The sequence below is a fragment of the Variovorax sp. RCC_210 genome (assembly GCF_041355175.1).
GTDB lineage: Bacteria > Pseudomonadota > Gammaproteobacteria > Burkholderiales > Burkholderiaceae_C > Variovorax.
Window position 1 is genome coordinate 781380 of the sequence record NZ_JBFUPJ010000002.1, and the last position, 26472, is coordinate 807851.

The following is a 26472-nucleotide window of genomic DNA, read 5'->3' on the forward strand; positions in this document are numbered from 1 at the left end:
AACCCAAGGAACAACGATGAGCACGATCAACTACGGCGAGAAGATCCCCAACAACGTCAACCTCGGCGAAGACCGCACGCTGCAGCGCGCGCTCGAAGGCTGGCAGCCCAACTTCATCAACTGGTGGGACGACGTGGGCCCCGAAGGCTCCACCAACCACGACGTGTACCTGCGCACGGCCGTGAGCGTCGACCCGCAAGGCTGGGCCCAGTTCGGCCACGTGAAGATGCGCGACTACCGCTGGGGCATCTTCCTGAACCCGGGCGATGCCAACCGCGAGATCCACTTCGGCGACCACAAGGGCGAGAAGGCCTGGCAGGACGTGCCCGGCGAGCACCGGGCCAACCTGCGCCGCATCATCGTGACGCAGGGCGACACCGAGCCCGCCTCGGTCGAGCAGCAGCGCCACCTGGGCCTGACCGCGCCCAGCATGTACGACCTGCGCAACCTGTTCCAGATCAACGTGGAAGAAGGCCGCCACCTGTGGGCCATGGTGTACCTGCTGCAGAAGCACTTCGGCCGCGACGGCCGCGAAGAAGCCGACGCGCTGCTGCAGCGCACCTCGGGCGATGCGAACAACCCGCGCATCCTGGGCGCGTTCAACGAGAAGACGCCCGACTGGCTGGCGTTCTTCATGTTCACGTACTTCACCGACCGCGACGGCAAGTTCCAGCTGGCCGCGCTGGCCGAGAGCGCGTTCGACCCGCTGGCGCGCACCACCAAGTTCATGCTGACCGAAGAGGCCCACCACATGTTCGTGGGCGAGAGCGGCGTGTCGCGCGTCATCGCGCGCACCGCGCAGGTGATGAACGAGCTGAAGACCGACGACGCGCAGAAGATCCGCGCGGCCGGCTGCATCGACCTGGCCACCATCCAGCGCTACCTGAACTTTCACTACAGCGTGACCATCGACCTGTTCGGCGCCGACCAGTCGAGCAACGCCGCCATCTTCTACAGCTCGGGCCTGAAGGGCCGTTACGAGGAAGGCAAGCGCGACGACGACCACGTGCTCAAGGGCCAGACCTACAAGGTGCTCGAAGTGCGCGACGGCCAGCTCGTGGAGAAGGACGTGCCGATGCTCAACGCGCTGAACGAAGTGCTGCGCGACGACTTCATCAAGGACTCGGTGGCCGGCGTGGGCCGCTGGAACAAGGTGCTGGAAAAGGCCGGCATCCCGACGCGCCTGACCGTGCCGCACAAGGCCTTCAACCGCCAGATCGGCGCGCTCGCGGGCATCAAGATGTCGCCGGACGGCCGCGTGGTGAACGACATCGAGTGGGCCGCCAAGCGCGACGAATGGCTGCCGAGTTCCGAAGACTTCGCTTTCGTGGCATCGTTGATGGGCCGCGTGGTGGAGCCGGGCAAGTTCGCCGGCTGGATTTCGCCACCGGTGATGGGCATCAATCGCCAGCCGGTGGACTTCGAGTACGTTCGTTTCGGCTGATTGGGGTATCACTCCCTCTCCCCTTTGGGGGAGAGGGCAGGGGTGAGGGTAGGCGGCGTCCCCACGACAAGCTGCCGCCCCCTCACCCTGACCCTCTCCCCAAGGGGCGAGGGAAAGGAGAAAAAGACATGGACATGGCCGTTGAAGCCGGAGTCATCAAGCAGCACCTGATCGACCCCGAGATCTGCATCCGCTGCAACACCTGCGAGGCCATCTGCCCCGTGAACGCGATCACGCACGACGACAACAACTACGTCGTGCGCGCGGACACCTGCAACGGCTGCATGGCGTGCATCTCGCCGTGCCCCACGGGCTCGATCGACAACTGGCGCACGATGCCGCTGGTGCGCGCGTACACCATCGAAGAGCAGCTGACCTGGGAGTCGCTGCCCGAGGAGCTTTCGCCTGAAGAGCTCGAGGCGGCCGGCGTGTCCGGCGCTGCGGCCGATGCTGCCGACGTGCCCGCGGAAACACAGGCGCAGGCGCAGGCCCAGGCGGCGGTCGACTCCGTCGAGCCCGTCTTCAATTCGGCGCAGTACGGCGCCAGCGTGCCGCCCTGGTCGGCGGCGCATGCGTACACCAACCTCTTTCCGCCGAAGACCCCGACGACCGCCACCGTGGTCGGCAACTTCAACTGCACCGAGGCGGGCTTCGACAGCGAGACCCACCACATCGTGCTCGACTTCGGCGTGGTGCCGTTCCCGGTGCTCGAGGGCCAGTCGATCGGCATCGTGCCGCCCGGCGTGGACGCCATCGGCAAGCGCCACCATGCGCGCCAGTACTCGGTGGCCAGCCCGCGCAACGGCGAGCGGCCCGGCTACAACAACGTTTCGCTCACCGTGAAGCGCGTGACCGAAGACCACGAAGGCGACCCGGTGCGCGGCGTGTGCTCCAACTTCGTGTGCGACCTGAAGGTGGGCGACACGGTGCAGGTGGTGGGCCCCTTCGGCTCGTCGTTCCTGATGCCGAACCACCCCAAGTCGAACATCGTGATGATCTGCACCGGCACCGGCAGCGCACCCATGCGCGCCATGACCGAGTGGCGCCGCCGGCTGCGCAAGAGCGGGAAGTTCGAAGGCGGCAAGCTGATGCTGTTCTTCGGCGCGCGCACGCAGCAGGAGCTGCCGTACTTCGGGCCGCTGCAGTCGCTGCCGAAGGACTTCATCGACATCAACCTCGCGTTCTCGCGCACGCCGGGGCAACCCAAGCGCTACGTGCAGGACATGATGCGCGAGCGCGCCGCCGACCTGGCCGCGCTGCTGAAGGACGGCAGCAGCCACTTCTACGTGTGCGGGCTGAAGAGCATGGAAGAGGGCGTGGTGCTCGCGCTGCGCGACGTGGCGAAGGACGCGGGGCTCGACTGGGACACCGTGGGCGCCGCACTGAAGCGCGAAGGCCGGCTGCACCTCGAAACGTACTAAGCTGCGGCGGATGCAGTTCGCCGACTTCCATGCGGGCCAGGTCATCGAGGCCGGCCCCTACGTGCTCACCGAAGCCGAACTCGTGCAATTCGCGCGGGCGTACGACCCGCAATGGTTCCACACCGACGCGCACGCCGCCGCCGACAGCCCCTTCGGCGGGCTCATCGCCAGCGGCTGGCACACCTGCGCGATCGCGATGCGGCTGGTGGTCGATGCGGTGCTGGCGGGGTCGGAGTCTTTCGCGTCACCCGGGCTCGAGCAGGTGCGCTGGCCGAATCCGGTGCGGCCTGGCGATGCGCTGCGCCTGGTGGCCGATGTGAGCGACGTGCGGCGTTCCGAGAAGCGGCCCACGCTGGGCATCCTGCGCTGGCGCTGGCGGCTGTTCAACCAGCGCGAGCAGATAGTGCTCGAGGTGGACGTGACCAGCCTGTTCAAGCTCAAGCCTGCGGCCTGAGCGCTGCACGAAGAAAAAACCCGCAACGCGCGAGCGCTGCGGGTTTTTTTGTGTGTGACAGCCTGGTTGTTACTTGGTCAGGTCGACCGCGCCGGAGCCCTTGGCCTTGCCGTTGGCCTTCACGCCCGCGCCGGGGGCCTTCAGCCCGCTGCCTGCGGAGCCTGCGGCACCGGTCGCGCCGTTGAGCGTGCCGCCGACGGTGTTGGTCAGTCCACCGGTGGTGTTGCCGACAGCGCCTGTCGCACCGCCGACCGTGCCGCCAACTGCGCCGGTCGCGCCACCGAGCAAGCCGCCTGCCGATTGGCCCAGACCACCTGCGGCGTTGCCGGCACCACCCGTGTTGGCGGATGTGTTGGCGCCTGCGGCCGCGCCGGTGTTGGCACTGGCAGCGCTACCTTGTGCGGGGGCTGCCTTCGCGCCCGCCGAGGTGTTCACGTCGGCATTCACGCCCACGCCTACACCCACGCCTTGCGCCTGCGCCATGCCGCTCACGGCCAGAAGGCCGGCGAGCAGGGCGCCGACGAAGATTTGCTTGTGTTGTTGTTGCTTCATGTGTGACTGTTCCTTTCGTTGAATGGTCACGAACCGGCTTTCGGCTGGTTCGGGTTGCACCTTCAGCGTTGGCACACGTGTCGCCGTGTGCGCGACAGTCGCCCTTGCGTGTGGGAACTGGCTGTCAGCGGCGGCGGGGGCTCGCGCGCTCGCGTCGACACGTCGGACAGGGAAAGACCCGACAGCGCGCAGGTGCAAACCGCCACTGGGCGCGCACGCTCCAACACACGCAACTAATAATGTTGCATGAAACGAGACAGCAAGCTTTCAGGCGTTCTCCACGTGCTGCTGCACATGGCCGAGATGGACGGCCCCGTCACCTCCGAGTCGCTCGCGGCCGCGATGCACACCAACCCCGTCGTCGTGCGGCGCGTGATGGCGGGCTTGCGGCAGGCCGGCTTCGTGAGCTCGGCCAAGGGCCATGGCGGCGGCTGGGTGCTGTCGTGCTCGCTGGGCGCGGTCACGCTGGGCGACATCCACAACGCCGTCGGCGCGCCCGCGCTGCTGGCCATGGGCAACCGCACCGAGAGCCCGGGCTGCATCGTCGAGCAGGCCGTGAATGCCGCGCTCGACGGCGCCTGCCAGGAGGCGGAGGCGTTGCTGCTTCGGCGTTTCAACAGCATCACGCTGGCCGACCTCTCCAAAGACTTTCATCGCCGTATGACGGGCGGCGGCTTTACCTTGAAGGACATCGAACATGCGCCATGACGCCTTGATCGTGGGCGGCAGCTTTGCCGGCCTTTCCGCTGCCATGCAGCTCGCCCGTGCGCGCCGCAACGTGTGCGTGGTCGACGCGGGCGCGCCGCGCAACCGCTTCGCCGCGCAGTCGCACGGCTTCTTCGGACAAGACGGCGTGCCGCCGCTGAAGATGATTGCCGACGCGCGCGACAAGCTGCTCGCGTACCCGACGGTGCGGTTCGTGCAGGCCAGCGTTGCCGCTGCAAGCGTCGACGACGCGGGCGGGTTCGCCGCCACGCTCGACAACGGCGAGCAGCTCTCCGCCCACAAGCTGCTGCTGGCCTTCGGCGTGCAAGACGGCTTGCCCGACATTCCCGGCGTGCGCGAACGCTGGGGCACCAGCGTGCTGCACTGCCCCTATTGCCACGGCTACGAATTCGGCGGCCGGCAACTGGGCCTGCTGTTCGCCGGCGCGCTGCCGCCGGACCACGCGTTGCTGATCGCCGAGTGGGGCCCGGTCACGTTCTTTTTGAATGGCAGCGACGCGCTCGACGCCGATGTGCGCGCGAAGCTGCAGGCGCGCGGCGTGACCATCGAGCCGGGGCGCGTCGCCGGCCTCGAAGGCCCGGGCACCGACCTGACCGCCGTGCGGCTGGACGACGGACGGCGCGTGCCGATCGACGCGCTTTACGTCGTGCCGCGCACGCGTCCGGCCAGCCCGCTGGGCGAGCAGCTCGGCTGCGCCTTCGACGAGGGCCCGCTCGGCCCGGTGCTGCGCGTGGACGCCATGAAGATGACGACCGTGCCCGGTGTGTACGCGGCGGGTGATGCGGCCATGGCGTTCACCAATGCCACGCTGGCCTCGGCGGACGGGCTGACGGCGGGTGTTTCATTGCACCGGTCGCTGGTGTTCGGCGGCTGATTTCAAATTTTTTCTACAAATCGGTGAAAGTGCCAAAAAAGCACCCTATAATCTGAGGCTGTCGCGGGAATAGCTCAGTTGGTAGAGCGCAACCTTGCCAAGGTTGAGGTCGAGAGTTCGAGACTCTTTTCCCGCTCCAAATCGCGCAAAAAGGCCACCTCACAAGGGTGGCCTTTTTCATTGGCGATTCGGTTCTTGCGGTTCAGTTGCTGCTTCGGCCGTCACTTCAGTTCCTGGCCGGCAGCACCGTCCCCCGGCTCTCCCCGAACCCGATGCGCGCATGCCCGGGCTTTTCGCACCAGCCGCGCAGCAGCACCGCGTCGCCGTCTTCCAGAAAGCTGCGTTGTTCGCCATTGGCCAGCGTGACCGGGCTTTGCCCCGCGCGCGCCAGCTCGATGATCGCGCCCGCTTCGCCCTCGCCGGGCCCCGAGATCGTGCCGCTGCCGAACAGGTCGCCCGGGTTCAGGCTGCAGCCGCCCATGGTGTGGTGCGTCACCATCTGCGCCACGCTCCAGTACTGGTGCCTGAAGCTGGTGGCCGACAGGCGCGACGGCCCGGTCTTCTCCCTGCGCGCCTTCTCGCTTTCGAGCCACACCTCGAGCCGGATGTCGAGCGCGCCGCTTTCGCGATTGGCCGCGTCCTCCAGGTAGGGCAGCGGTTGCGGATCGCCCGCGGCCCGCGTCCACGCCTGGCGATAGGGCGCCAGCGCCTCCATCGTCACGATCCACGGCGAGATCGTGGTGGCGAAGTTCTTCGCCAAAAAGGGCCCGAGCGGCGCCATCTCCCAGAACTGGATGTCGCGCGCCGACCAGTCGTTGAGCAGGCAGATGCCGAAGATGTGCTCGCCCGCGTGTTCCAGCGCAATCGGCTCGCCCTGCGCATTGCCCGTGCCGATCCACACGCCCATCTCCAGCTCGTAGTCGAGTCGCGCGCAGGCTTGATAGGTCGGTGCCTTCGCGCCCGGTGCCATGGCTTGCCCCATCGGCCGGTGAAAGCGCTGCCCGCTCACGCCGATGGTCGACACGCGCCCGTGGTACGCCGTCGGAATCCAGCGAAAGTTGGGCGTCACGTCGCCGTCGGGGTTCATCAGGCGGCTGATGTTCAGCGCGTGGTCGATGGATGTGTAGAAGTCGGTGTAGTCGCCGATGCGCGCGGGCACGGTGTATTCCACCTCGGCCTGCGGCACCAGGCAGTCGCGCAGCGCCTGCACGGTGGCGCTCGGTGCGTCGTGCTTCAGCAGCTCGAACAGCGCGTGGCGCAGCGCCTTCCACGCGCCTTTGCCGAGTGCGAAGAAATCGTTCAGCGCAGGCAACGCGGCCGCGCGTGCTGCATCGCGTGCCGCACCGTGCGCGGGGCCGTCGAGTTGCTGCGTCGATACCAGCGCCGCCAGGTCGAGCACCTGGTCGCCGATGGCCACGCCGCCGCGAAAGGCCTCGGCGCTGCCCGCGCGGCGGAACACCGCGTGCGGCAGGTTCTGAATGGGAAAGTCGCAGCCAGTGGCGTTCGCCGAGTCGACCCAGCTGCGTGCATCGGCGTCGTGTGTGTGGTTGAGCGCGCTCATCTGCAAACCCTTCACACCGACGCCATCAGCGCGTCGTCGAAGATCGCGACCGCGCGCGTCCAGCCCGCCGACGCGCCGCGGATCTTGTGCGGAAAGCAGCTGATGAAGAAGCCGGTGGGCGGCAGCACCTCGAGGTTGTGCAGCTTCTCGATGTGGCAGTAGCCGATGTCGCGGCCGGCCTTGTGGCCTTCCCAGATGAGCGAGGCGTCCTGCGTCTCGCCGTACTTCCTGGCGGTGTGCACGAAGGGCGCGTCCCAGCTCCAGGCGTCGGTGCCCGTGAGGCGCACGCCGCGCTCCAGCAGGTACATGGTGGCTTCGTAGCCCATGCCGGCGCCGGCCGACACGTAGTCGTCGTGGCCGTAGCGCGAGCCGGCGCGCGTGTTGACGACCACGATTTCCAGCGGGCTCAGCGTGTGGCCGATGCGTTTCAGCTCGGCCTCCACGTCGTCGGCCGTGACCACGTACCCGTCTGCGAAATGGCGAAAGTCGAGCTTCACGCCCGGCTGGAAGCACCACTCCAGCGGCACGTCGTGGATGGCGATGGCGGGCTTCTTCTCGCCCAGCGCCTTGTCCATGGTCGAGTGAAAGTGGTACGGCGCATCGAGGTGCGTGCCGTTGTGCGTGGACAGCTGCACCAGCTCCACGGCCCAGCCTTCGCCGTCGGGCAGGTCTTCTTTCTTCAGGCCCGGAAAGAAGGGCTCGATCTGCTCGTAGGTCTGCTCGTGCGTGAAGTACTGGATCTTCGGCGCGAAGGCCGGCGGGTCGGACATCACGTCGTTCTCCAGGAAGATCGACAGGTCGACGAATTGGCGTGGCATGGGGAGGCTCCTTGTTTTCGTGGGAATGAAGAGGACGACGAAGCAAAGCGGGTCAGGGCTGCTGCCAGCGCAGCAGGCGCCGTTCGGCGAAGGCGAGCAGCGCATTGCTCGCGAAGCCGATGAGCCCCAGCAGCACGATGCCGGCGAACAGCTCGCTGGCGCGGAAGGCGCGCGCGGCCAGCAGGATGGCCTGGCCCAGCCCGGTCTGCGAGGCAATCATTTCGCCCACCACCGCCACGATGAGCGCGATGGTCAGCGCCAGCCGCATGCCGGCCAGGATGTCGGGCATGGCGTTGGGCAGGCCCATCTTCCAGATGTACGCGGCGCGCGACATCTGCAGGCAGCGCGCCACTTCCGACAGCCGCGGCTCCACCGCCGCGAAGCCGTGCACCGTGGCCAGCAGCACCGGCCACATCGCGCCGAAGGCGACCACGAAAAGCACCATGCCGGGGTTGAGCCCGAAGATCGAAATGGCCAGCGGCAACAGCGCCGAGGCGGGCAGGGGGCGAATGAATTCGAGCGTCGGCTGCACCCACGCGCGCACCGCGGGCGACACGCCGATGGCCGCGCCCAGCACCACGCCGAACAGCGACGCCAGCAACCAGCCTTCGACCATGCGCCCGACCGTGGCCCGCGTGAACGCGAGCAGCTCGCCGTTGCCCGAATCGCCGGAGAGGTTGAGCCCTTCGAGCAGGCTTGCGAAGGTGGCCTGCGGCGTCGGCAGGAACACGCGGCTGACCCAGCCCGCGTTGCTCGCGACCCACCACAGCGCCACGAGCGCGAGCAGCACGCCCAGCGAGCCGAGCCAGTTCCAGCCCGCGTGTTCGCTGCTGCCGTTCATGGCTGCACCCCCATGCGCCGTGCCACGGTGCGTTGCAGCAGCAGCATGCCCGCGTTCACCGAAAAGCCCACCACGCCGATCCACCCCAGCCACGCGAGCATCAGCGCGGGGTCGAAGCTCTGTTGCGCGATCATCATCGCGTAGCCCATGCCGTTGGGGTTGGCGGCAATCTCGACCGTCACGGCCACCACCAGCGCCACCGCCACGCCGAGCCGCAGCGCCACGAACAGCCGCGGCACGATGGCCGGCAGCACGATCTTGAAGGCCCGCTCGCGTGCCGACAGCCCCAGCACGCGGCTTACCTCGAGCAGGCGCGGCTCCACCTGCTGCACCGCCGCCTGCACCAGCACCAGCAGCGGCCAGAAGGTGGCGAAGGCGACGATGGCCAGCTCCATGCGCACGCCGAAGCCAAAGCCCAGCATCGCGAGCGGAATCAGCGCGACCGAAGGCACGGGCCGCAGCACCTCGATGGACATCGACCCGAGCTGCGCCGCGCGGCGCGACAGCCCGAGCACCAGCCCCAGCGCAATGCCCAGCACCGCGCCCAGCAGCAGCCCGAGCGCCGCCGTGCCCAGCGTGAAGCCCGTGGCCTGCCAGAGCGAGCCGTCCATCGCCGCGCCCGCGAAGGCCTTGGCCGCGGCACTGGGCGGCGCGAGCGAGTCGCTGCCCAGCGCGGCAGCGCGCCGCGCGTACCACTCGAAGAGGCCGACGAGCACCACCGGAAGCACCCACGGCCGCACCCACCGGACGACGCCGCGCTCAGTCATGGCCCTGCTCGATGAAGGCGAACAGCTCACGCCGCAACTGCAGGTATTCGGGATGCTCCTTGGTCGTCAGCTGGTCGCGCGGGCGCGGGATCTTCACGTCGATCATTCGCGCCAGGCTGGGCCGGCCCGGGCCCGGGTTGGCCTGCAGCGCGATCACGCGGTCGCCGAGGTAGATGGCCTCTTCCAGGTCGTGCGTGACGAACAGCACCGTGAGCCCGTCGTCGCGCACCAGCCGCGCGAGCTCGTCCTGCAGGCTCTGGCGCGTGAGCGCGTCCAGCGCGCCGAAGGGCTCGTCCATCATCATCAGCTCGGGCTTCTGCGCCAGGCAGCGCGCAATCTGCGCGCGCTGCTGCATGCCGCCCGACAGCTGCACCGGAAACTTCTGCGCATGCCTGGCGAGCCCGACCTTGCCCAGCACGTCGGCGATGCGCGGCGCGCGTTCGGCCGCGGGCACGCCGGCCGCCTCGAGCGCCAGGCTCACGTTGCCTTCGACCGTGCGCCAGGGCAGCAGCGCGCGGCCGTAGTCCTGAAACACGAAAGCCACTTCGCGCGAAGGCTCGCTCATCTTCACGCCGTTGCGCCGCACTTCGCCCGCGCTGGCGGTGACCAGGCCGCTGGCCGCGCGCAGCAGCGTGGTCTTGCCGCAGCCGCTCGGGCCCACGATGCAGACGAACTCGCCGCGCGCCACGTCGAACGAGGTGGGAGAGAGAATTTCGCGCCCGCCCAGGCGGATGGTCACGCCGTCGAAGCGAAGGAACGGGGGGGGCTCTATCTCCGGCCCCGCCGGGCCCGCCGGACCCGCCGCGCCGTTGGCCGAAGGAAAGGTGCTGGCGGCCAACGCGGCACGCGCCACCACAGGAGCGGGTGCCGCAATCACTTGGCCACCAGCTTCGCCACGTCGATGTTCGTCTTGAGCATGTCCTGCTCCTTCATCAGCCCGGTCCAGTAGGCGAGCTGCTTCTCGGTCACCACGGGGCCGGGCGGAGAGACCTGCACCTTGGCCAATACCTCGGGCGGCAGCTTGATGTACTTGCCGATGGCCGCGCGCACCTTGGCATCGTTCTTCGGCTGCTGCATGAACGCGCCGGCTTCCACCAGCGCCTCGCGAAACGCGCGCGCCGCGCCCGGGTTCTTCGCCACCCAGTCGCGCTTGGCCGCATGCACGATGGTCTGGTTGTTCTCGGGCAGGAAGGTCGAGTAGTACGAGGCCACGTAGCCCGCGCCGCTCTCGGTGATGCGGCTCATGAACGGGTCGGCCGACACCACCGCGTCGACCGAGCCGCCGCGCAGCAGGTCGGCATGCTGCGGGAACGCGGCCTCCACGAAATTGACCTTGCGGTAGTCCACGCCGCTGTCCTTCAGCCAAGCGCGGAAGGTCACGTGCAGGAAGGCGCCCAGGCCGGGCACGCCGATCTTCTTGCCCACGCAGTCCTGCGGGCCCTTGATGCCCGAGCCCGCGCGCGCCACCAGGCCGAAGCCGGTGATGGTCTTCGAGGTGAGGCCGCCGCCGGCCACCAGCACCAGGTCGAGCCCGCCGTCCACCGCCTGCAGGAACACCGAGGGCGTGGGCCCGCCGATCTGCAGCGAGTCGGACTGCAGCGCCGCCGGAATGGTCGAGTTCAGCGGAATGAACTTGAGCTCGACCTCGAGGTTGCGCTTTTTGAAGTAGCCCTCCTCGGCGGCCACGAACACCGAGGCGAAATCGGTCACGGCGGTGTAGCCGAACACGATCTTCGGGTTGGCCTGCGCGAAGGCGGGCAGCGTGGCCGACGCCGCCGACGCGGCCACCAGGGCCGAGAGCAGGGTGCGCCGTTTCATCGTGGGAGTGCTCGTCATGGGGTCTGTCTCCTGGGGGTGGTTCTTGTGCGTGGGGTCTTGGCGACTGCGGCTGCTGCGGTGGCTGTGCTGGCCTTCGGCTTCGGCAGCGCCGCGCGCAGGCCACCGACGATGAAGTTCACCAGCATCGGCGCCACGGCCGGGTCGGCGCGCTTGTTCTCGCCGCGCGACAGGCGCTCGATGCGGCTGTCGTTCAGGTGGTGCAGCAGCGAGCCCAGCGCGAACTGGTAGCCCCAGGCGGCCTGGCTGCGCGTGGCGTGCGGCAGCGCGGCGTGCAGCGCGTCGATGTAGGCCTCGGCCAGCGGGTCGAAATAGCTGCGCAGCACGCGGTCGGCTTCCTCGGTGGCGTGGTACAGCTCGCGCGCCACCAGCAGCGCGTAGTACTCGCCCTCGGCGCTCGCGCGCAGCGCCAGCACGGGCGCGGTGAAGGCATCGATGATGCGCGGCAGCGTGCGCGCGTCGTCGGGGGCGATGTCCACCGTGGCCAGGCCGGCGAGCCGCGCCTCGATGGAGTGGCCCCAGTGCTCGAAGATGGCGTGGAACAGCTCGTGTTTCTGGCCGTAGTAGTAGCCCACGAGCGCCAGCGGCACGCCGGCCTCCTCGGCAATCTGGCGGATCGTGACCACGTGGTAGCCGTGGCGCGCAAAAAGTTTCTCGGCCGCCAGCAGGATCGCCTGCTTGCGGTCGGGCCGCGCAGTCTCGGGCGTGACTGCGGCGGCGGCTGGCGTGGGGGCGCGCGAGGCGCTGCGCCTTGCGGCAGGTGTGCGGGTGCTCATCGGGGCGTATTGAACGCTTGTACAAAAACATTGAACACGCGTACAAACCCTGAGGTCAACCCTCATTGAGCACCGTGGTTCGCAGCGCTACGCTCGTGGCATGCCTCCTTCATCTCAGCCTTCATCGCAGTCCTCGTCTCCCTCTACCGACACCGCTTCGAGCACGGTTCCCGGCGTTGCCCGCAACGTCCCCCAGATCCGCCTTTACCAGGACTGGCTGCGCACGCAGCGCGGCCTCTCGTTCGACAGCTACGACGCGCTGTGGCGCTGGTCCGTGACCGACCTGGACGCCTTCTGGCAGAGCATCTGGGACTACGCCCGCATCGAATCGCCCACGCCGCACACCGCGGTGCTGGCCGAGCGGCGCATGCCCGGCGCGCGCTGGTTCCCGGGCGCCCAGGTCAACTACGCGCGCGAGGTGCTGCGCCATGTCGACGCCGCGCACGCGGCCGGCATGCCGGCCATGGTGAGCGACAACGAGCGCGGCGAAGTGCGCGAAATGTCGTGGCCCGAAATGCGCCGACAGGTCGCATCCGTGGCGCTCACGCTCAAGTCGCTGGGCGTGCAGCGCGGCGACCGCGTGGCCGCCTACATGCCCAACGTGCCCGAGACCATGGTCGCGTTCCTGGCGTGCTCCAGCATCGGCGCCGTGTGGAGCGTGTGCGCGCCCGACATGGGCACCGCCGCCGTGGCCGACCGCTTTCGCCAGATCGAGCCCAAGGTGCTGATCGCGGTGGACGGCGTGCACTACGGCGGCAAGCCGCTCGACCGCAGCGGCGTGCTGCAGGAGCTGCGCGGCCAGCTGCCCAGCGTGCGCAAGCTGCTGCTGGTGAAGTCGCCCTACGCCACGCAGGCCGTGCCGCACGACGTCGAATGGGGGCACGCCACCGACCGCTACGACGACAAGGTGGCGGCCTTCGAGCCCGAGTGGCTGCCCTTCGACCATCCGATCTGGATCGTGTATTCCAGCGGCACCACCGGCCTGCCCAAGCCCATCGTGCACGGGCAGGGCGGCATCATCCTCACCATGCATGCCTGCGGCCTGCACAACGACGTGGGGCCCAGCTACGGCGCCAACAATTTCGGTGAGCGCTACCACTGGTACAGCTCCACCGGCTGGGTCATGTGGAACTCGCAGCTCTCGGGCATGGCCTTCGGCGCGACCATCTGCATCTACGACGGCAACCCGGCCGGCAGCAAGGACAAGCCCGACTGGGGCGTGCTGTGGCGCTTCGTGGCGCGCCACAAGGTCACCTTCTTCGGCGCGGGCGCGGCCTACTTCACCAACTGCATGAAAGCCGGCCTGGTCGCGAAAGACTGCGGCGACCTCTCGCGCGTGCGCGCGCTCGGCAGCACCGGCTCGCCGCTGCCCGAAGAGGTGCAGCGCTGGGGCTCGCGGCAGATCCTCGACGCGGGCTCGAAGGACGTGTGGTGGTGCAACATCTCGGGCGGCACCGACTTCTGCGGCGCCTTCGTGGGCGGCAACCGCGAGCTGCCCGAGGTGCCGGGGCAGATGCAGTGCCGCGAACTCGGCCACGCGGTAGAGGCCTGGAACGAGAGCGGCCAGCCTGTCATCGGCGAGGTGGGCGAGCTGGTGTGCACCCAGCCCATTCCGTCGATGCCGCTGTACCTGTGGGGCGACGACGGCAACGCGCGGTACCTGTCGAGCTACTTCGACACCTACCCCGGCGTGTGGCGCCACGGTGACTGGATCAAGATCGGCACCGACGGCGGCTGCGTCATCTACGGGCGCAGCGACGCCACCATCAACCGCCAGGGCCTGCGCATGGGCACCAGCGAGATCTACAGCGCGGTCGAAGGCCTGCCCGAGGTGCTCGACTCGATGGTGGTCGACCTGGAGTACCTGGGCCGCGACAGCTACATGCCGCTGTTCGTGGTGCTGCGCCCCGGCGTGGCGCTGGACGACGCGATGCGCGCGCGGCTGAACAACGCCATCAAGACCTCGCTGTCGCCGCGCTTCGTGCCCAACGACATCTTCCAGGTGGCCGAGATTCCGCGCACGCTGTCGGGCAAGAAGCAGGAGCTGCCGATCAAGAAGCTGCTGCTGGGCCAGCCCATCGAGAAGGTGGTCAACCGCGAGGCCATGGCGAACCCCGCGAGCCTCGACTGGTACGTGGCCTTTGCCGCGGAGCGCGCGGGCGCGGCCACGACTTCGGCCACGGCGTCGGCCACGACTTCAGCATGAGGCGGCGATGAACAGGCGCACCAACCTGCTGGGCTTTTTCGCATTGGCGAGCGCGTCGTTGTTGAGCGCCTGCGCCATGCCTTCCACGCCTTCCACGCCTGCGGCCTCCGGGGCCTCCACCGCCGCGCTGCGCGTGAGCGGCACCGTCGGCTACCGCGAGCGCATGGCCCTCGACCCCAAGGCCGTGGTCGTGGTGCAGCTGCTCGACGTGTCGCGCATGGACGCGCCTTCCACCGTGCTGGCCGAACAGCGCATCGAAGCCAACGGCAGGCAGCCGCCCTTCGCCTACGAGCTGAAGGTGGATGCCGCGCGCATCGACCCGCGCATGCGCTATGCCGTGTCGGCGCGCATCTTGCGCGGCGAGCAGCTGCTGTTCATCAACGACACGCAGCATCCGGTGCTCACGCAGGGCGCCGGTGCCAGCGTGGACCTGGTACTGGTGCGCGTCGCGCAGGCCCCTCGCTGAGCCGGCGGCAATTCACTCGGCATCAACCCGGCATCAACTCGTCAGGAGCTCGTACAGCACCATGCGCGTCTGCCGGCCGCGCAGCTCCACCAGCTCCTCGATGCGCCGCGCGTGCAGCCGGCCGGCCAGCCCGGCAAAGGTCACCTCCGACATCAGCATCTGCGTGCCCAGCTGCTTGTTGATGCCCTCGATGCGGCTCGCCACGTTGATGACGTCGCCGAAGGCCGTGTAAGAGAGCCGGTCGTTCGAGCCCAGCACGCCCGCGATCACCGTGCCCGTGTGGATGCCGATGCGCGTGCGGAACTCGGGCAGGCCCTGGTCCTGCCACTTCTGGTTGAGCTCGCTCATTTCCACATGCAGTTCCAGCGCGGCCAGGCAGGCCTTGTGCTCCGCGTCGGGCAGGTCGGCCGGCGCGCCCCACAGCACCATGATGCCGTCGCCGATGAACTTGTCGACCACGCCGCCGTGCCGCGCGAACACGCCGGTGGCCAGGTTGAAGTACTCGGTCAGCATGCCCACCAGCACGTCGGTGTCCAGCGACTCCGAGATCGAGGTGAAGCCCTCCACGTCGGTGAACATCACCGTGATGCGGCGCGGCGAGCCGTTGGGCGCGAGCGCGTTGCCTTCGTCGATGAGCTGGTTGATCACGTCCACCGGCACGAACTTGCTGAAGGCCCGCAGGCTGCGCGCGGAGTCGTCCAGCGCCTGGTCCAGGTGCTGGATCTCCAGCACCCGGCTGGTCTCGCGCGGCAGGTTGTCCAGCTCCAGCAGGCCGATGCGCCGCGCGATGTGCGAGAGGTTTTCCACCGGCGAGGTCACCAGCTTCGACAGCCTCAGCGACATGAACAGCGAGATCGCCAAAAAGGCCAGCGCCATCAGCAGCCCCCACAGCACCGCGCGGCGCAGGTCGCCCAGCAGCATGTCCTCGGGCACCCAGCTCACCAGCTGCCAGCCGGTGGCGGGAATGCGCGATGTCTGCGCCAGGTAGCGCCGCCCTTCGTGGGTGAACGAGAACTCCGTGTCGTCGCCGCTGCCGGCCGTGCCGTCGGCCAGCATGTGCTGGTGCAGCGCGCCCAGCACGCCGCTGGGCGCGTCGAGCTTGTGCATCACGCCCGGCTGGTCGCTGCGCGCGAGCACGCGGGCGTCGGCGCTCAGCAGCGCGCTGTCGCCGTAGCCGCCGCTGCTGAACTGCCGCACGAACTCCGACAGCCGTCCCAGCGACACGTCGCCCGCCACCACCAGCGCCTGCGGGCTGCTGTCCGCGTAGCGGCGCTTGCTGGGCAGCGCGTAGGTCACGCCCAGCTCCTGCGCGGCCGCAAACACGTAGGGCCGGGTCCAGATCGGGCCCTGCGTGCGGCTGGCCTGCAAATACCAGCTGCGCTGCGTCGGGTTGTAGTCGCTGCGGTACGAGGCGATGCGCTGCGTGGCGTAGCGCTGCTGCACGTCGGCCTCGGCGTCCAGCGGCAGCTTGTACTGCCAGGTCTCGGTGGTGAAGCCCGCGCCGAGCTCGATGTGGCGCATGGCCGGCACCGGGTAGCGCAGGGCCATCAGCATCTGGCCCCGCTCGTTGCTCACGTAGATGCTGTCGAGCTCGGGCGACTGCTGCAGCAGCGTCCACAGCAGCTCGGCCGTGTGCTCCGACTGCTCGCCCGCGGGCCGCAGGCTGGGCGCCGTGCCCACCGCGTTGACGACCGACTCGGCCTTCTGCAGAAAGGCCAGCACCTTGTCCTCGGTGCGGTCGTGGTTCGACTTGTGGGCCGACACGCCGATGCGCGACACCAGCCGCTGCGAGCCCCAGTAGCCCAGCGACACGAGCAGCAGCGACTGCGCCAGCGCCACCGCGCTGACGATGGTGCCCACGTCGACCCTGAAGCGGCGCGAGCGCCCGGGCGGCGCAGCCGCCGTGGCGGCGACAGGTTCCATCGGCGGCTCTGCGGCCGCGGCCGAGTTTCCGGTCGAGTTCCCGGACGAGTTCTTGTTCATGCAGCTCCCTGGCATCCATCGGACACACCCGCGGCGCCAAGGCCGCGGGTCGGCCTGCGGAGAGCCCACGGCCCCGATCGTGTGCGTCAGGGATCCTGGTGAGTGCCGCAGGCGGGCGAGATTTTCGCTTGTGTTCGCGGGCGGGGTGTCTCAGGCCTGTCTAGACCGCATGCCCGGGAAGGCACGGACGCTGCGGCGGCGCCGCTCAGCCCGCGTCGTGAAAGATCAGCCCCAGCGTATGGCGCCGGCCCGAGCGCAGCCGGCTCACGCCGTGGCGCATCGTGACGCGGTAGCTGCCGCGCGTGCCCGTCACGGGACGCTGGTTGACCGCGAAGACCACCGCCTCGCCCTGCGCCAGCGACACCACCTCCGCGCGCGACTGCATGCGCGGGCGCTGCTCGGTCAGCACGAACTCGCCGCCCGTGAAGTCTTGCCCCGGCACGCTCAGCAGCACCGTGAGCTGCAGCGGAAACTGCAGCTCGCCGTACAGGTCCTGGTGCAGGCAGTTGTAGTCGCCCGCCTCATAGCGCAGCAGCAGCGGGGTGGGGCGCAACTGGCCCGCGGCGTGGCAGCGCGCGAGGTAGGCGGCGTGCTCTGGCGGGTAGTCGGCCGGCTGGCCCATGGCCGCGGCCCAGGCGTTGGCCAGGGGCGCCAGGCGTTCGTACAGCGCGCTGCGCCAGGCCGCGAGCTTCTTGGGCAGTGGGTACGCGAAGTACTGGTACTCGCCCTGGCCGAAGCCGTGGCGCTGCATCACGACGCGGCTGCGAAAGCGCTCGCTCTCGTCGTACATCGCGATGAGCGCGGCGCATTCGTCGGGCGTGAACACGGGGCCGGCGATGGCGCAGCCGCGCGCGGCAAGGTCGGTTTCGATGCGGGGCCAGTCGAACGCCGCGACCTGGGAGGCGGGAGATGTCATGGCACGCAGTGTGTCGTTTCAGCGGGCGCGCGGCTCGCCGTTTCCGGACACGTCTTTCAGCCGCTCGCAACGCAACGAAACACAAGAGCAATGCAGAGCACTCGCGAGGCAGAATTCCGCGCATGACCCCATCGAACCCTTCCCCCGACAAGGCCGGCGCCGACTGGCAACTCCCCTGGAGCGGCGGCTGCCGCTGCGGCCAGGTGCGCTTGCGCATCACCGCGCCGCCGCTGCTGGCCATGGCCTGCCACTGCACCGGCTGCCAGCGCATGAGCGCCAGCGCGTTCTCGCTGTCGCTCGCCATCCCGACGCCGGGCTTCGAGGTGGTGTCGGGCGAGCCCGTCATCGGCGGGCTGCACGGCGACTCGCACCACTACTTCTGCCCGCACTGCAAGAGCTGGATGTTCACGCGCACCGAAGGCATGGACCAGTTCGTCAACCTGCGCCCCAGCATGCTCGACCACCACGAATGGGTGGCGCCCTACGTGGAGACCTGGACCGACGAGAAGCTGCCCTGGGCGACGACGCCCGCGAAGCACAGCTTCGGCGCGCTGCCTGCGATGGAGGCGTTCGCGGGGTTGATCGAGGCGTATGCGAAAGAGGGTGCGCGGCCTCCCAAGACTTTTTGAATGAAGCCGACCGGCGTCGCAAGACCGGGGTGGCCGCTGCCGAGCATCATGGGGGTCTTCGAATCGACAAAATGCCGATGAACTTCACGACGACTCACGCCGGATCGGTCTATGCATAACTACACGAGCCTCAACGCCGAGAAGGCATTGATCTGGCGCATCGTCCATCGGGACAACTTGCAATGGCTCTTGATGCATGGCCTGCATTGCCGCAGCTCCGCGGAGCAGGACCCCGACTATGTGGACATCGGCAACTCGGAGCTCATCGACAAGCGCGCGCATCGCGTCGTGCCTGTCGCGCCCGGTGGGAGTCTCATCGACTACGTGCCGTTCTACTTCACACCCTTCTCGGTGATGATGATGAACATCCGCTCAGGCCGCAGCGTGACGCAGCGGGCCAACGAGGAAATCGTGATGCTCGTTTCCAGCTTGCATCGAGTGCATGAAATGGGAATCCCGATTCTGTTCACGGACGCCCACGCGTATCCTCCGGCAACGCGGTTTTTCAATGACCTGAATTCGTTGGGCGAGATTGACTGGCCCATCTTGCAGGCGCGTGATTTCAAGCGCGATCTGGACGATCCTAGAAAACTGGAGCGCTATCAGGCCGAAGCCCTCGTGTACCGCCATTTGCCCGTTCACGGACTGCTTGGCATCGTGTGCTACACGGACGCCCTGAAACTCGAAATTGAGACCAAAATAGCCGAGCTGGGCCTGCAGCTGCCCGTTCACGTCCGTACAGGCTGGTACTTCTGATGATTAACTACACCCAAGGCAACTTGCTCGAATCCGGCGCGCAAGCACTGGTCAACACCGTGAATACCGTCGGTGTCATGGGCAAGGGCATCGCCTTGATGTTCAAGGAGCGCTTCACTCGCAACTTTCAGCTCTATGCCGCGGCTTGCAAGGCCGGTGAAGTGCGAACCGGGCACATGTTCGTGACCGAAACAGAAGAGTTGGATGGGCGTCGATGGATCGTCAATTTCCCGACCAAGCAGCACTGGCGCTCACCCTCCAGGCTCGAGTGGGTCGTCGAGGGATTGCATGATCTTCGACGCTTTCTGATCGAGAAGAAGGTCAAGTCGATTGCAATTCCCCCGCTGGGAGCCGGCAACGGTGGCCTGGAATGGGCGCTGGTGCGGGAGCAGATTGAAAATGTTCTGTCCGATCTGCCGGATGTGGACATCGTCGTTTTTGAGCCGACGGTCCAATATCAAAATATTTCCAAGCGCAGCGGCGTCGAAAAGCTCACGCCGGCGCGTGCACTCATTGCGGAACTGGTGCGCCGCTACTGGGTATTGGGCATGGAATGCAGCCTGCTCGAGATTCAGAAACTGGCTTGGTTCCTGGAGCGGTCCATCGAGCGAACCATGCCGGCGAGCAACCCACTCAAGCTCGATTTCAAGGCGCATATCTACGGCCCGTTCACGCCAAGACTCCGCTTTGTCTTGAACGATCTGGACGGCAGTTACCTGCACTGCGAAAAGCGCATCAGCGATGCCGGACCTTTGGATGTGATCTGGTTCGACGACGGCCGCAAGGACATGGTGAACGCCTATTTGCGCAGCGACGGCAAGGCTTACCTGCACGCGCTGGAAGACACGGCTGCACTGATCGACGGGTTCGAATCGCCCTTCGGCATGGAATTGCTGGCCACCGTCGATTGGCTGCTTTCACGCGAAGGCGTCAAGCCGTCCGTTGCGGCGATTCGCGCAGGGTTGGAGCAATGGCCCGTCGCGGGAGCCGGCGCGCGAAAGAGCCGGATTTTCGATGACCGCTCCATCGCAATTGCGCTGGAGCGGTTGTCGGCTGTTCCGGTTCAGGCTGGTTCCGCAGCTACTGCGCCTGTTCCAGCAGCCAATCACTGAAAAACTTCAACAACGGCCGCTGGTCCGCGCGCTCCGGCGTGACCAGGTAGTAGTTCCGCTCCCCCGACAGCGGCCGCGCGCACGCCACCACCAGTTCGCCGCGCGCCAGCTCGTCGGCCACCAGCATCGTCGGCATCAGCGCCACGCCCAGCCCGTGCGAGGCCGCCGCCGCGAGGATGGAGAACAGCTCGTAGCGCGGCCCGCCCCGCGCGTTGGGCGCGTCGATCTGCTGCGCATCGAACCACTGGCGCCAGCCGTCGGGCCGGGTGCTCTGCTGCAGCAGCGGCATCTTCGCGATGGCCGCGGGCGTCACGGCCTTCGCCTTGTGCCGGTGAGCCTGCAGGAGCGACGGGCTGCACACCGGCACCACGTCCTCGTGCATCAGCAGCAGCGCATGCGTGCCCGCCCAGTTCTCGACCTGCGCGGGCGTGCCGGCATACAGCGCGGCGTCGAACTCGGCGTCGGCGAACAGAAAGGGCCGCGTGCGCGTCTCGATGTGCACCACCACGTCGGGCTGCAGCGCCGCAAAGCCCTTCAGCCGCGGCATCAGCCAGCGCGTGGCGAAGGTGGGCACGGCCGCCAGCGACAGCGAGCCGCCTTCGCCCTGGTGCGCCATGGCGTCGAGCGCGTCGCGCTCCATGGCCTGCAGCCGCATGGCGGTCTGCCGCGCGTAGGCCGCGCCGCTGGCCGTGAGCGCCACGCCGTGGCGTGTGCGGCGGAACAGCGCCACGCCCAGGAAGGCCTCGAGCGTGCCGATCTGGCGCGACACCGCGCTCTGCGTGAGCGCAAGCTCCTGCGCGGCGCGCGTGTAGCTCTCGTGGCGCGCGGCGGCGTCGAAGCACACCAGGGTCTGCAGGGGTGGGATCTTGCGGCGCATGTATGCCTGGAATGTATGAATGGGAACGGGGCCTTGCCAATGAAGATGCGGCTCCAACATCTTGCAAGACATTCTACGAACGCATATCTGGGTGCGGAATCCTCGTTTGCCTCGGGGCCCCCGGGTGGCTAGGATCGGGCTATTCCCTTCAATTTTTCCTTCAATTTTTTCTCTTCCGGAGACCGCCACATGGCCGCCAAAGCGCAATTCCACTGGGACGACCCCCTTCTTCTCGACCAGCAACTGACCGACGAAGAACGCATGATCCGCGACGCGGCTAACGCCTACTGCCAGGAGCGCCTGGCGCCCCGCGTCATCGAGGGTTTCCGCACCGGCGAGACCGACCCGGCCATCTTTCGTGAAATGGGCGCGCTCGGCCTGCTGGGCCCGACGATTCCCGAGCAGTACGGCGGCCCCGGCCTCAACTACGTGGCCTACGGCCTGATCGCCCGCGAAGTCGAGCGCGTCGACTCGGGCTACCGCTCGATGGCCAGCGTGCAGAGCTCGCTGGTGATGGTGCCCATCTTCGAATTCGGCACCGAAGGCCAGAAGCAGAAGTACCTGCCCAAGCTCGCCACCGGCGAATGGATCGGCTGCTTCGGCCTGACCGAGCCCGACCACGGCTCCGACCCCGGCAGCATGGCCACGCGCGCCAAGAAGGTGCCGGGCGGCTACTCGCTCAGCGGCTCGAAGATGTGGATCAGCAACTCCCCCATCGCCGACGTGTTCGTGGTGTGGGCCAAGGAAGTCAGCGAAAGCGGCACGGTCGGTCCCATTCGCGGCTTCGTGCTCGAAAAGGGTATGAAGGGCCTGAGCGCCCCGGCCATCCACGGCAAGGTGGGCCTGCGCGCCAGCATCACCGGCGAAATCGTGATGGACGGCGTGTTCTGCCCCGAAGAAAACGCCTTCCCCGAAGTGCAAGGCCTGAAGGGCCCCTTCACCTGCCTGAACAGCGCCCGCTACGGCATCTCGTGGGGCGCCCTGGGCGCAGCCGAAGACTGCTGGCACCGCGCCCGCCAGTACACGCTGGACCGCAAGCAGTTCGGCCGCCCGCTGGCCGCCAACCAGCTCATCCAGAAGAAGCTGGCCGACATGCAGACCGAGATCACGCTGGGCCTGCAAGGCAGCCTGCGCCTGGGCCGCATGAAGGACGAGGGCATCGCCGCGGTGGAAATCACCTCGATCATGAAGCGCAACAACTGCGGCAAGTCGCTGGACATCGCCCGCATGGCGCGCGACATGATGGGCGGCAACGGCATCAGCGACGAGTTCGGCGTGGCGCGCCACCTGGTGAACCTGGAAGTGGTGAACACCTACGAAGGCACGCACGACATCCACGCGCTCATCCTGGGCCGCGCCATCACCGGCATCGCAGCGTTCGCGAACTGATCGAAGGCATGAGCAACAAGCCCGCAGCACTCGACGGCATCAAGGTCCTCGATCTGTCCCGCGTGCTCGCGGGCCCGTGGTGCACGCAGATACTGGCGGACCTGGGCGCCGACGTGGTCAAGATCGAGCGCCCCGGCGTCGGCGACGACACGCGCACCTGGGGCCCGCCCTTCATCAAGGACGCGGACGGCAACGACACCGACCAGGCCAGCTACTTCACCGCCTGCAACCGCAACAAGCGCTCGGTCACCATCGACATGGCCACGCCCGAGGGGCAGGCGCTGCTCAGGCAGATGGCGGCGCAGGCCGACATCGTGGTGGAGAACTTCAAGACCGGCGGCCTGAAGCAATACGGCCTCGACCAGGAAAGCCTGCGCGCGGCCAACCCGCGCCTCATCTACTGCAGCGTGACCGGCTTCGGCCACGACGGCCCCTATGCCGAGCGCGCGGGCTACGACCTGATGATCCAGGCCATGACCGGCATGATGAGCATCACCGGCCGCCCCGATGAAGTGCCCGGCGGCGGCCCGCTGCGCGTGGGCGTGGCGCTGACCGACCTGTTCACCGGCGTGTACGCCAGCACCGCCATCCTGGCGGCGCTGCAGGTGCGCGACCGCACCGGCGAAGGCCAGCACATCGACATGGCGTTGCTCGACGTGGGCATGGCCATCCTCGCGAACCAGGCCAGCGCCTTCCTCAACACCGGCAAGGCACCCGGGCGCCAGGGCAACACGCACCCCAGCCTGGCGCCGTACCAGGACTTTCCGACGCAGGACGGCGCCATGCTGCTGGCCGTCGGCAACAACGGCCAGTTCGCGCGCTTCTGCGAAGCGGCCGGCCACCCCGAGTGGGCGAGCGACGCGCGCTTTGCGACCAACACGCTGCGCGTGAAGCACCGGCTGGTGCTGATCCCCATGATGGAAGAGCTCACGCGCACCCGCACCACGGCCGCGTGGGTCACGCTGCTCGAGGACAAGGCCGTGCCCTGCGGCCCGATCAACGACATTGCCCAGGCCTTCGACGACGCGCAGGTGCAGGCGCGCGGCCTGAAGGTGACGCTGCCGCGCGACGCGGGCGACGGCATTGCCAGCATCACCGGCGTGGCGAGCCCGCTGCGCCTGTCGGCCACGCCGCCGGTGCTGCGGCATGCGCCACCGGCGCTGGGCCAGCACACGCGCGAAGTGCTGGCTGAAATGGGCATCGACGCAGCCCGTTTCGACTCCCTGCGTTCAGCCGGCGTCGTCTGACCCGACCGCTGGCCACGCGGCCAGCACGAATTCGATGCGCTTCGCCCTCGCGGCGAGGCGCATCGACCTGTGGCGCCTGACGCCCTGCACACCCCGCACGCTCAGCCGCCTTGCCGCGGCAACTTCCTCCAGAGATTTGTACGCCACTGTGTCCGGGTGGCGCGGCGTACACACGCGCATGCAAAGGGGCGGGGGTCTCGACACATCGGAGATACAGCCGGTCGATGTAATTCATTCATCGCCACCGACGGACACCCCACAGAGGCGGCGATGGTGCTCAAGCAGCACTTGCCCCGTTCATCGTCACCTCATTCATCTTCGAAAGACACTGCCATGCAAACCACCAAGCTCCTGATCGCCGCCGCCGCTCTCAGCGCCTTCGCCATGGGCGCCAGCGCAGAGACCTACCAGGGCGTCCTGCAATTCCAGTCGAACGCCAGCCGCTCCGCCGTGCAGGCCGGCGCCGTCGTCGCCGCCCACAGCGCCGATGCCTACGCCGAAGGCGCATCCGCAGGCGCGCCCACCGTGGTGGCCGGCCTGGGCGACCGTGCCCAGGCACGTGCCGACGCCATCGCCGCCGCCCGCGCCGGAAACATCTACGCCGACGGCGCGGGCGCAGGCCCCGACGAGCGCTTCGCCAGCACGCTGGACCGCGCCACCGTGCGCGCCCACGCGGTCGCCGCCGCCCACGGCGTGGACCGGCTCGCGCTCTGAGCCGCTTCATTCCCCCGCATTCATTTCACCCAAGGAACCCTCATGACCGACAAGCAAGTCCTCTACACCGGCAAGACCCACACCACCGGCGGCCGCCAGGGCGCCTCGCGCAGCAGCGACGGCCACCTCGACATCCAGCTCTCGCCGCCCGGCGGCAACGGCACGGGCACCAACCCCGAGCAGCTGTTCGCCGCGGGCTGGTCGGCCTGCTTCATCGGCGCGATGGGCCTGGCCGCCGGCAAGCTGAAGGTGAAGCTGCCGGCCGACCTGGCGGTGGATGCCGAGGTCGACCTGGCCAACGAGGACGGCCAGTACTTCCTGCAGGCCCGCCTGAACGTGAGCCTGCCGGGGCTCGATCGCGAGGTCGCGCGCCAGGTGGTCGACACCGCGCACCAGACCTGCCCGTACTCCAAGCTCACGCGCGGGAACATCGAGGTCGAGTTGAACCTGGTCTGAGGCTTTGGCCTGCCGCGGGCCCCGCTGGTCAACGGCCAGGCCCGCGCGCTCAGCGGCGTCGGGCGCGCAAGCGCGTCAGCCCGCGCGCCCGATGATCGCCACGCCGAACACCACCACGCCCAGCACCAGGTTCATGCCCACCAGCTGGCGCACCGTGTTCAGCAGCGAGGCCGCCTTGGGCCACGCGCTTTCCTCCACCGCGCGCCGCAGCGCCCTGAACACCGAGGCGCGGATGTACACGTAGATGGCCGCCATCACGATGGCGATGCTCATCATGGCCTCCACGCGCCAGTGCACGCCGCGAAAACCGCCGGTCGCCAGGATCATCGTCACGCCCGTCACGAACAGCAGCGTGACCGACGCGTCCACCCCTACGAAGAAGCGCCGCAGCGTGGCCGCCATCATGCGCAGGCGCAGCGGCGGCTCCAGCGTGGCGACGGCGGCGGGGCGCACCGCGAAGTGCATGGTGGCCATGCCGCCGACCCAGAAGGCGGCGCACAGCAGGTGGATGAAAAGCGGGATCAGGTAGGACATGGGGCCCGATCAGAACACCGAAGGGCCGGCGCGCGCAACGTGCTCGCGTGAAGAGCCCGCGCCTGTCATGCCGCCACGCTGCGCCGGCGCGGGGCCGGCCGCTTCTCCAGGCCCGGCGTCGTCAGCTCCGCGTAGCGCCGCATGTCGGCCACCACGCAGCGCAGCAGCTCCGCCGCGGCCGGCGACAGCATGCGCCCGTGGCGCGACACGATGTGCGAGCGGCCCTGCGACAGCAGCGGGTTCTTCATGGGCAGCTCGACCAGCTCCGGGTGCGTGGCGCTCGGCGTGAGCGAAATGCGCGTGCCCAGCGAATACCCCAGCCCCGCCGACACGAAGTGCCCCAGCGCGCTGAACGAGGTGGTGGTCAGCAGCGAAGGCAGGCGCACGCCCTCGCTCACCTCGGCCGCCTCGATGTGCTGGCGCACGCCGAAGTTGCGGTGCAGCGTGGCGCCGGGGTAGGGCAGCAGGTCGGCGAGCTTCAGCGGGCGGCCCAGCCGTGCCAGCGGGTGGCTGGCCAGCACCAGCGCCTGGATGGGCTGCGGGTGGCTCTGGTGCGAGGTGAGCCGCTCGTCCTTCGGCGGCTGGAACAGCATGCCGATGTGGGCGCGCTCCTCGACCACGCGCTGCACGATCTCGTCGGTGCTGGCCACGTCCAGGTCGATGGTGATCTTCGGGTGCGTGGTCATGAAGTCGCGCAGGCTGTGGCGCATCAGCCAGTCGACGTAGCCCTCGCCGGCCACCACGTCGATGTGGCCGCGCTCGATCTTGCGGATGCTGTCCATCTGCGCCATCAGGTGCTGCTTCTGGCTGTTCTGGCGGCGCACGTAGCCGGCCAGCATCTGCCCGGCGTCGGTGGGCACCACGCCGCGCCCGTGGCGCTCCAGCAGGGGCACGCCGCACTCCTGCTCGAGCAGGCCGATGGCGCGGCTCACGGCCGAGGGGTCCATGTCGAGCACGTCGGCGGCGCCGCGCACCGAGCCGCTGTCCAGCACCTGCATGAAGTAGCGCACGCGGCGCGTGTCGAGCTTGTCGTCCATGGCGCGGTCTCCTGGTGTTCGCGTCGAGTGTTGCATTTGATGCATCGAATATCCCGATTTACGGTCATTGATGCAAGAGC

General features: G+C 68.3%; 27 protein-coding genes and 1 tRNA gene. 15 read left to right on the plus strand and 13 right to left on the minus strand.

The window, feature by feature from the left end:
• The first annotated feature begins 16 nt into the window (after positions 1-16).
• The 3 genes from boxB to AB6807_RS11715 all read left to right on the plus strand — a co-directional run bounded on the left by boxB (position 17) and on the right by AB6807_RS11715 (position 3319).
• The gene (boxB, locus tag AB6807_RS11705; protein ID WP_116911813.1) at positions 17-1444 is read left to right on the plus strand and encodes a benzoyl-CoA 2,3-epoxidase subunit BoxB; all 1428 of its coding nucleotides are present in this window, start codon (positions 17-19) and stop codon (positions 1442-1444) included.
• Positions 1445-1572: 128 nt separating this feature from the next.
• Positions 1573-2865 carry a benzoyl-CoA 2,3-epoxidase subunit BoxA gene (boxA, locus tag AB6807_RS11710; protein WP_371084645.1) on the plus strand — a complete coding sequence of 431 codons (1293 nt, stop codon included), beginning with the start codon at positions 1573-1575 and terminating at the stop codon, positions 2863-2865.
• Positions 2866-2875: 10 nt separating this feature from the next.
• A complete protein-coding gene (locus tag AB6807_RS11715) occupies positions 2876-3319 on the plus strand; it encodes a MaoC family dehydratase (protein ID WP_371084646.1) in 444 nt (147 codons plus the stop codon).
• Positions 3320-3388: 69 nt separating this feature from the next.
• Here the strand turns inward: AB6807_RS11715 and AB6807_RS11720 are convergent, their stop codons facing one another.
• Positions 3389-3871, minus strand: coding sequence for an adhesin (locus AB6807_RS11720; RefSeq protein ID WP_371084647.1), 483 nt, complete (start codon positions 3869-3871; stop codon positions 3389-3391).
• 246 nt (positions 3872-4117) lie between these two features.
• Between AB6807_RS11720 and AB6807_RS11725 the strand changes: the two genes are divergently transcribed.
• From AB6807_RS11725 to AB6807_RS11735, 3 genes are all read left to right on the plus strand, one after another.
• Positions 4118-4579 (plus strand): Rrf2 family transcriptional regulator, encoded by a 462-nt coding sequence (locus tag AB6807_RS11725; RefSeq protein ID WP_371084648.1) that lies wholly within the window; start codon positions 4118-4120, stop codon positions 4577-4579.
• Positions 4569-5471, plus strand: coding sequence for an NAD(P)/FAD-dependent oxidoreductase (locus AB6807_RS11730; RefSeq protein WP_371084649.1), 903 nt, complete (start codon positions 4569-4571; stop codon positions 5469-5471). Before AB6807_RS11725 ends, AB6807_RS11730 begins: the two co-directional genes overlap by 11 nt.
• A gap of 63 nt (positions 5472-5534) precedes the next feature.
• Positions 5535-5610: transfer RNA gene (locus AB6807_RS11735), tRNA-Gly, on the plus strand.
• An 87-nt stretch (positions 5611-5697) separates the two neighbouring features.
• Here the strand turns inward: AB6807_RS11735 and fahA are convergent.
• From fahA to AB6807_RS11770, 7 genes are read right to left on the minus strand one after another with little or no spacing between them, the layout of a single operon-like run.
• Positions 5698-7032 carry a fumarylacetoacetase gene (gene fahA / locus AB6807_RS11740; RefSeq protein WP_371084650.1) on the minus strand — a complete coding sequence of 445 codons (1335 nt, stop codon included), beginning with the start codon at positions 7030-7032 and terminating at the stop codon, positions 5698-5700.
• Positions 7033-7043: 11 nt separating this feature from the next.
• Positions 7044-7850, minus strand: coding sequence for a cyclase family protein (locus AB6807_RS11745; protein WP_371084651.1), 807 nt, complete (start codon positions 7848-7850; stop codon positions 7044-7046).
• 52 nt (positions 7851-7902) lie between these two features.
• The gene (locus AB6807_RS11750) at positions 7903-8691 is read right to left on the minus strand and encodes an ABC transporter permease (protein WP_371084652.1); all 789 of its coding nucleotides are present in this window, start codon (positions 8689-8691) and stop codon (positions 7903-7905) included.
• Positions 8688-9458, minus strand: a complete 771-nt coding sequence (locus AB6807_RS11755; protein WP_371084653.1) for an ABC transporter permease — start codon at positions 9456-9458, stop codon at positions 8688-8690. The genes AB6807_RS11750 and AB6807_RS11755 overlap by 4 nt, the downstream gene beginning before the upstream one ends.
• A complete protein-coding gene (locus tag AB6807_RS11760) occupies positions 9451-10335 on the minus strand; it encodes an ABC transporter ATP-binding protein (RefSeq protein WP_371084654.1) in 885 nt (294 codons plus the stop codon). The genes AB6807_RS11755 and AB6807_RS11760 overlap by 8 nt, the downstream gene beginning before the upstream one ends.
• Positions 10332-11294: an ABC transporter substrate-binding protein gene (locus tag AB6807_RS11765; protein ID WP_371084655.1), complete on the minus strand. Its 963-nt coding sequence runs from the start codon at positions 11292-11294 to the stop codon at positions 10332-10334. Before AB6807_RS11765 ends, AB6807_RS11760 begins: the two co-directional genes overlap by 4 nt.
• The gene (locus tag AB6807_RS11770; RefSeq protein WP_371084656.1) at positions 11291-12070 is read right to left on the minus strand and encodes a TetR family transcriptional regulator; all 780 of its coding nucleotides are present in this window, start codon (positions 12068-12070) and stop codon (positions 11291-11293) included. Before AB6807_RS11770 ends, AB6807_RS11765 begins: the two co-directional genes overlap by 4 nt.
• 100 nt (positions 12071-12170) lie before the next feature.
• Here AB6807_RS11770 and AB6807_RS11775 point away from each other — a divergent pair, with 100 nt between their 5' ends.
• Positions 12171-14276, plus strand: coding sequence for an acetoacetate--CoA ligase (locus AB6807_RS11775; RefSeq protein WP_371084657.1), 2106 nt, complete (start codon positions 12171-12173; stop codon positions 14274-14276).
• 7 nt (positions 14277-14283) lie between these two features.
• Complete coding sequence (locus AB6807_RS11780) at positions 14284-14742, plus strand: YbaY family lipoprotein (RefSeq protein WP_371084658.1); 459 nt, start codon at positions 14284-14286, stop codon at positions 14740-14742.
• A gap of 33 nt (positions 14743-14775) precedes the next feature.
• Here the strand turns inward: AB6807_RS11780 and AB6807_RS11785 are convergent, their stop codons facing one another.
• Both AB6807_RS11785 and AB6807_RS11790 read right to left on the minus strand, forming a co-directional pair.
• Positions 14776-16725 carry an adenylate/guanylate cyclase domain-containing protein gene (locus tag AB6807_RS11785; protein WP_371084659.1) on the minus strand — a complete coding sequence of 650 codons (1950 nt, stop codon included), beginning with the start codon at positions 16723-16725 and terminating at the stop codon, positions 14776-14778.
• A 205-nt stretch (positions 16726-16930) separates the two neighbouring features.
• Entirely contained in the window at positions 16931-17641 is a 711-nt protein-coding gene (locus AB6807_RS11790) for a 2OG-Fe(II) oxygenase (RefSeq protein ID WP_371084660.1), read from the minus strand.
• 122 nt (positions 17642-17763) lie between these two features.
• On the opposite strand from AB6807_RS11790, the gene AB6807_RS11795 reads away from it, so the two are divergent.
• The 3 genes from AB6807_RS11795 to AB6807_RS11805 all read left to right on the plus strand — a co-directional run bounded on the left by AB6807_RS11795 (position 17764) and on the right by AB6807_RS11805 (position 20138).
• Positions 17764-18270: a GFA family protein gene (locus AB6807_RS11795; protein ID WP_371084661.1), complete on the plus strand. Its 507-nt coding sequence runs from the start codon at positions 17764-17766 to the stop codon at positions 18268-18270.
• Between the two features lie 111 nt (positions 18271-18381).
• Positions 18382-19026, plus strand: coding sequence for a DUF4433 domain-containing protein (locus tag AB6807_RS11800; protein ID WP_371084662.1), 645 nt, complete (start codon positions 18382-18384; stop codon positions 19024-19026).
• Positions 19026-20138, plus strand: coding sequence for a macro domain-containing protein (locus AB6807_RS11805; protein WP_371084663.1), 1113 nt, complete (start codon positions 19026-19028; stop codon positions 20136-20138). The genes AB6807_RS11800 and AB6807_RS11805 overlap by 1 nt, the downstream gene beginning before the upstream one ends.
• On the opposite strand, the gene AB6807_RS11810 is transcribed toward AB6807_RS11805, so the two are convergent.
• Positions 20107-21015, minus strand: coding sequence for a LysR substrate-binding domain-containing protein (locus AB6807_RS11810; RefSeq protein ID WP_371084664.1), 909 nt, complete (start codon positions 21013-21015; stop codon positions 20107-20109). The two genes, AB6807_RS11805 and AB6807_RS11810, sit on opposite strands and share 32 nt — an antisense overlap.
• 189 nt (positions 21016-21204) lie before the next feature.
• Here AB6807_RS11810 and AB6807_RS11815 point away from each other — a divergent pair, with 189 nt between their 5' ends.
• From AB6807_RS11815 to AB6807_RS11830, 4 genes are all read left to right on the plus strand, one after another.
• Positions 21205-22404: an acyl-CoA dehydrogenase gene (locus AB6807_RS11815; protein ID WP_116911830.1), complete on the plus strand. Its 1200-nt coding sequence runs from the start codon at positions 21205-21207 to the stop codon at positions 22402-22404.
• Between the two features lie 8 nt (positions 22405-22412).
• Positions 22413-23651 carry a CaiB/BaiF CoA-transferase family protein gene (locus AB6807_RS11820; RefSeq protein WP_116911831.1) on the plus strand — a complete coding sequence of 413 codons (1239 nt, stop codon included), beginning with the start codon at positions 22413-22415 and terminating at the stop codon, positions 23649-23651.
• 333 nt (positions 23652-23984) lie between these two features.
• Positions 23985-24365, plus strand: coding sequence for a helicase SNF2 (locus AB6807_RS11825; protein ID WP_371084665.1), 381 nt, complete (start codon positions 23985-23987; stop codon positions 24363-24365).
• A 42-nt stretch (positions 24366-24407) separates the two neighbouring features.
• Positions 24408-24821 (plus strand): organic hydroperoxide resistance protein, encoded by a 414-nt coding sequence (locus AB6807_RS11830; protein WP_371084666.1) that lies wholly within the window; start codon positions 24408-24410, stop codon positions 24819-24821.
• A 75-nt stretch (positions 24822-24896) separates the two neighbouring features.
• Here the strand turns inward: AB6807_RS11830 and AB6807_RS11835 are convergent, their stop codons facing one another.
• Positions 24897-25355, minus strand: a complete 459-nt coding sequence (locus AB6807_RS11835; protein WP_116911834.1) for a CopD family protein — start codon at positions 25353-25355, stop codon at positions 24897-24899.
• A 65-nt stretch (positions 25356-25420) separates the two neighbouring features.
• Positions 25421-26392 (minus strand): LysR family transcriptional regulator, encoded by a 972-nt coding sequence (locus AB6807_RS11840; RefSeq protein ID WP_116911835.1) that lies wholly within the window; start codon positions 26390-26392, stop codon positions 25421-25423.
• Positions 26393-26472: the final 80 nt, after the last annotated feature.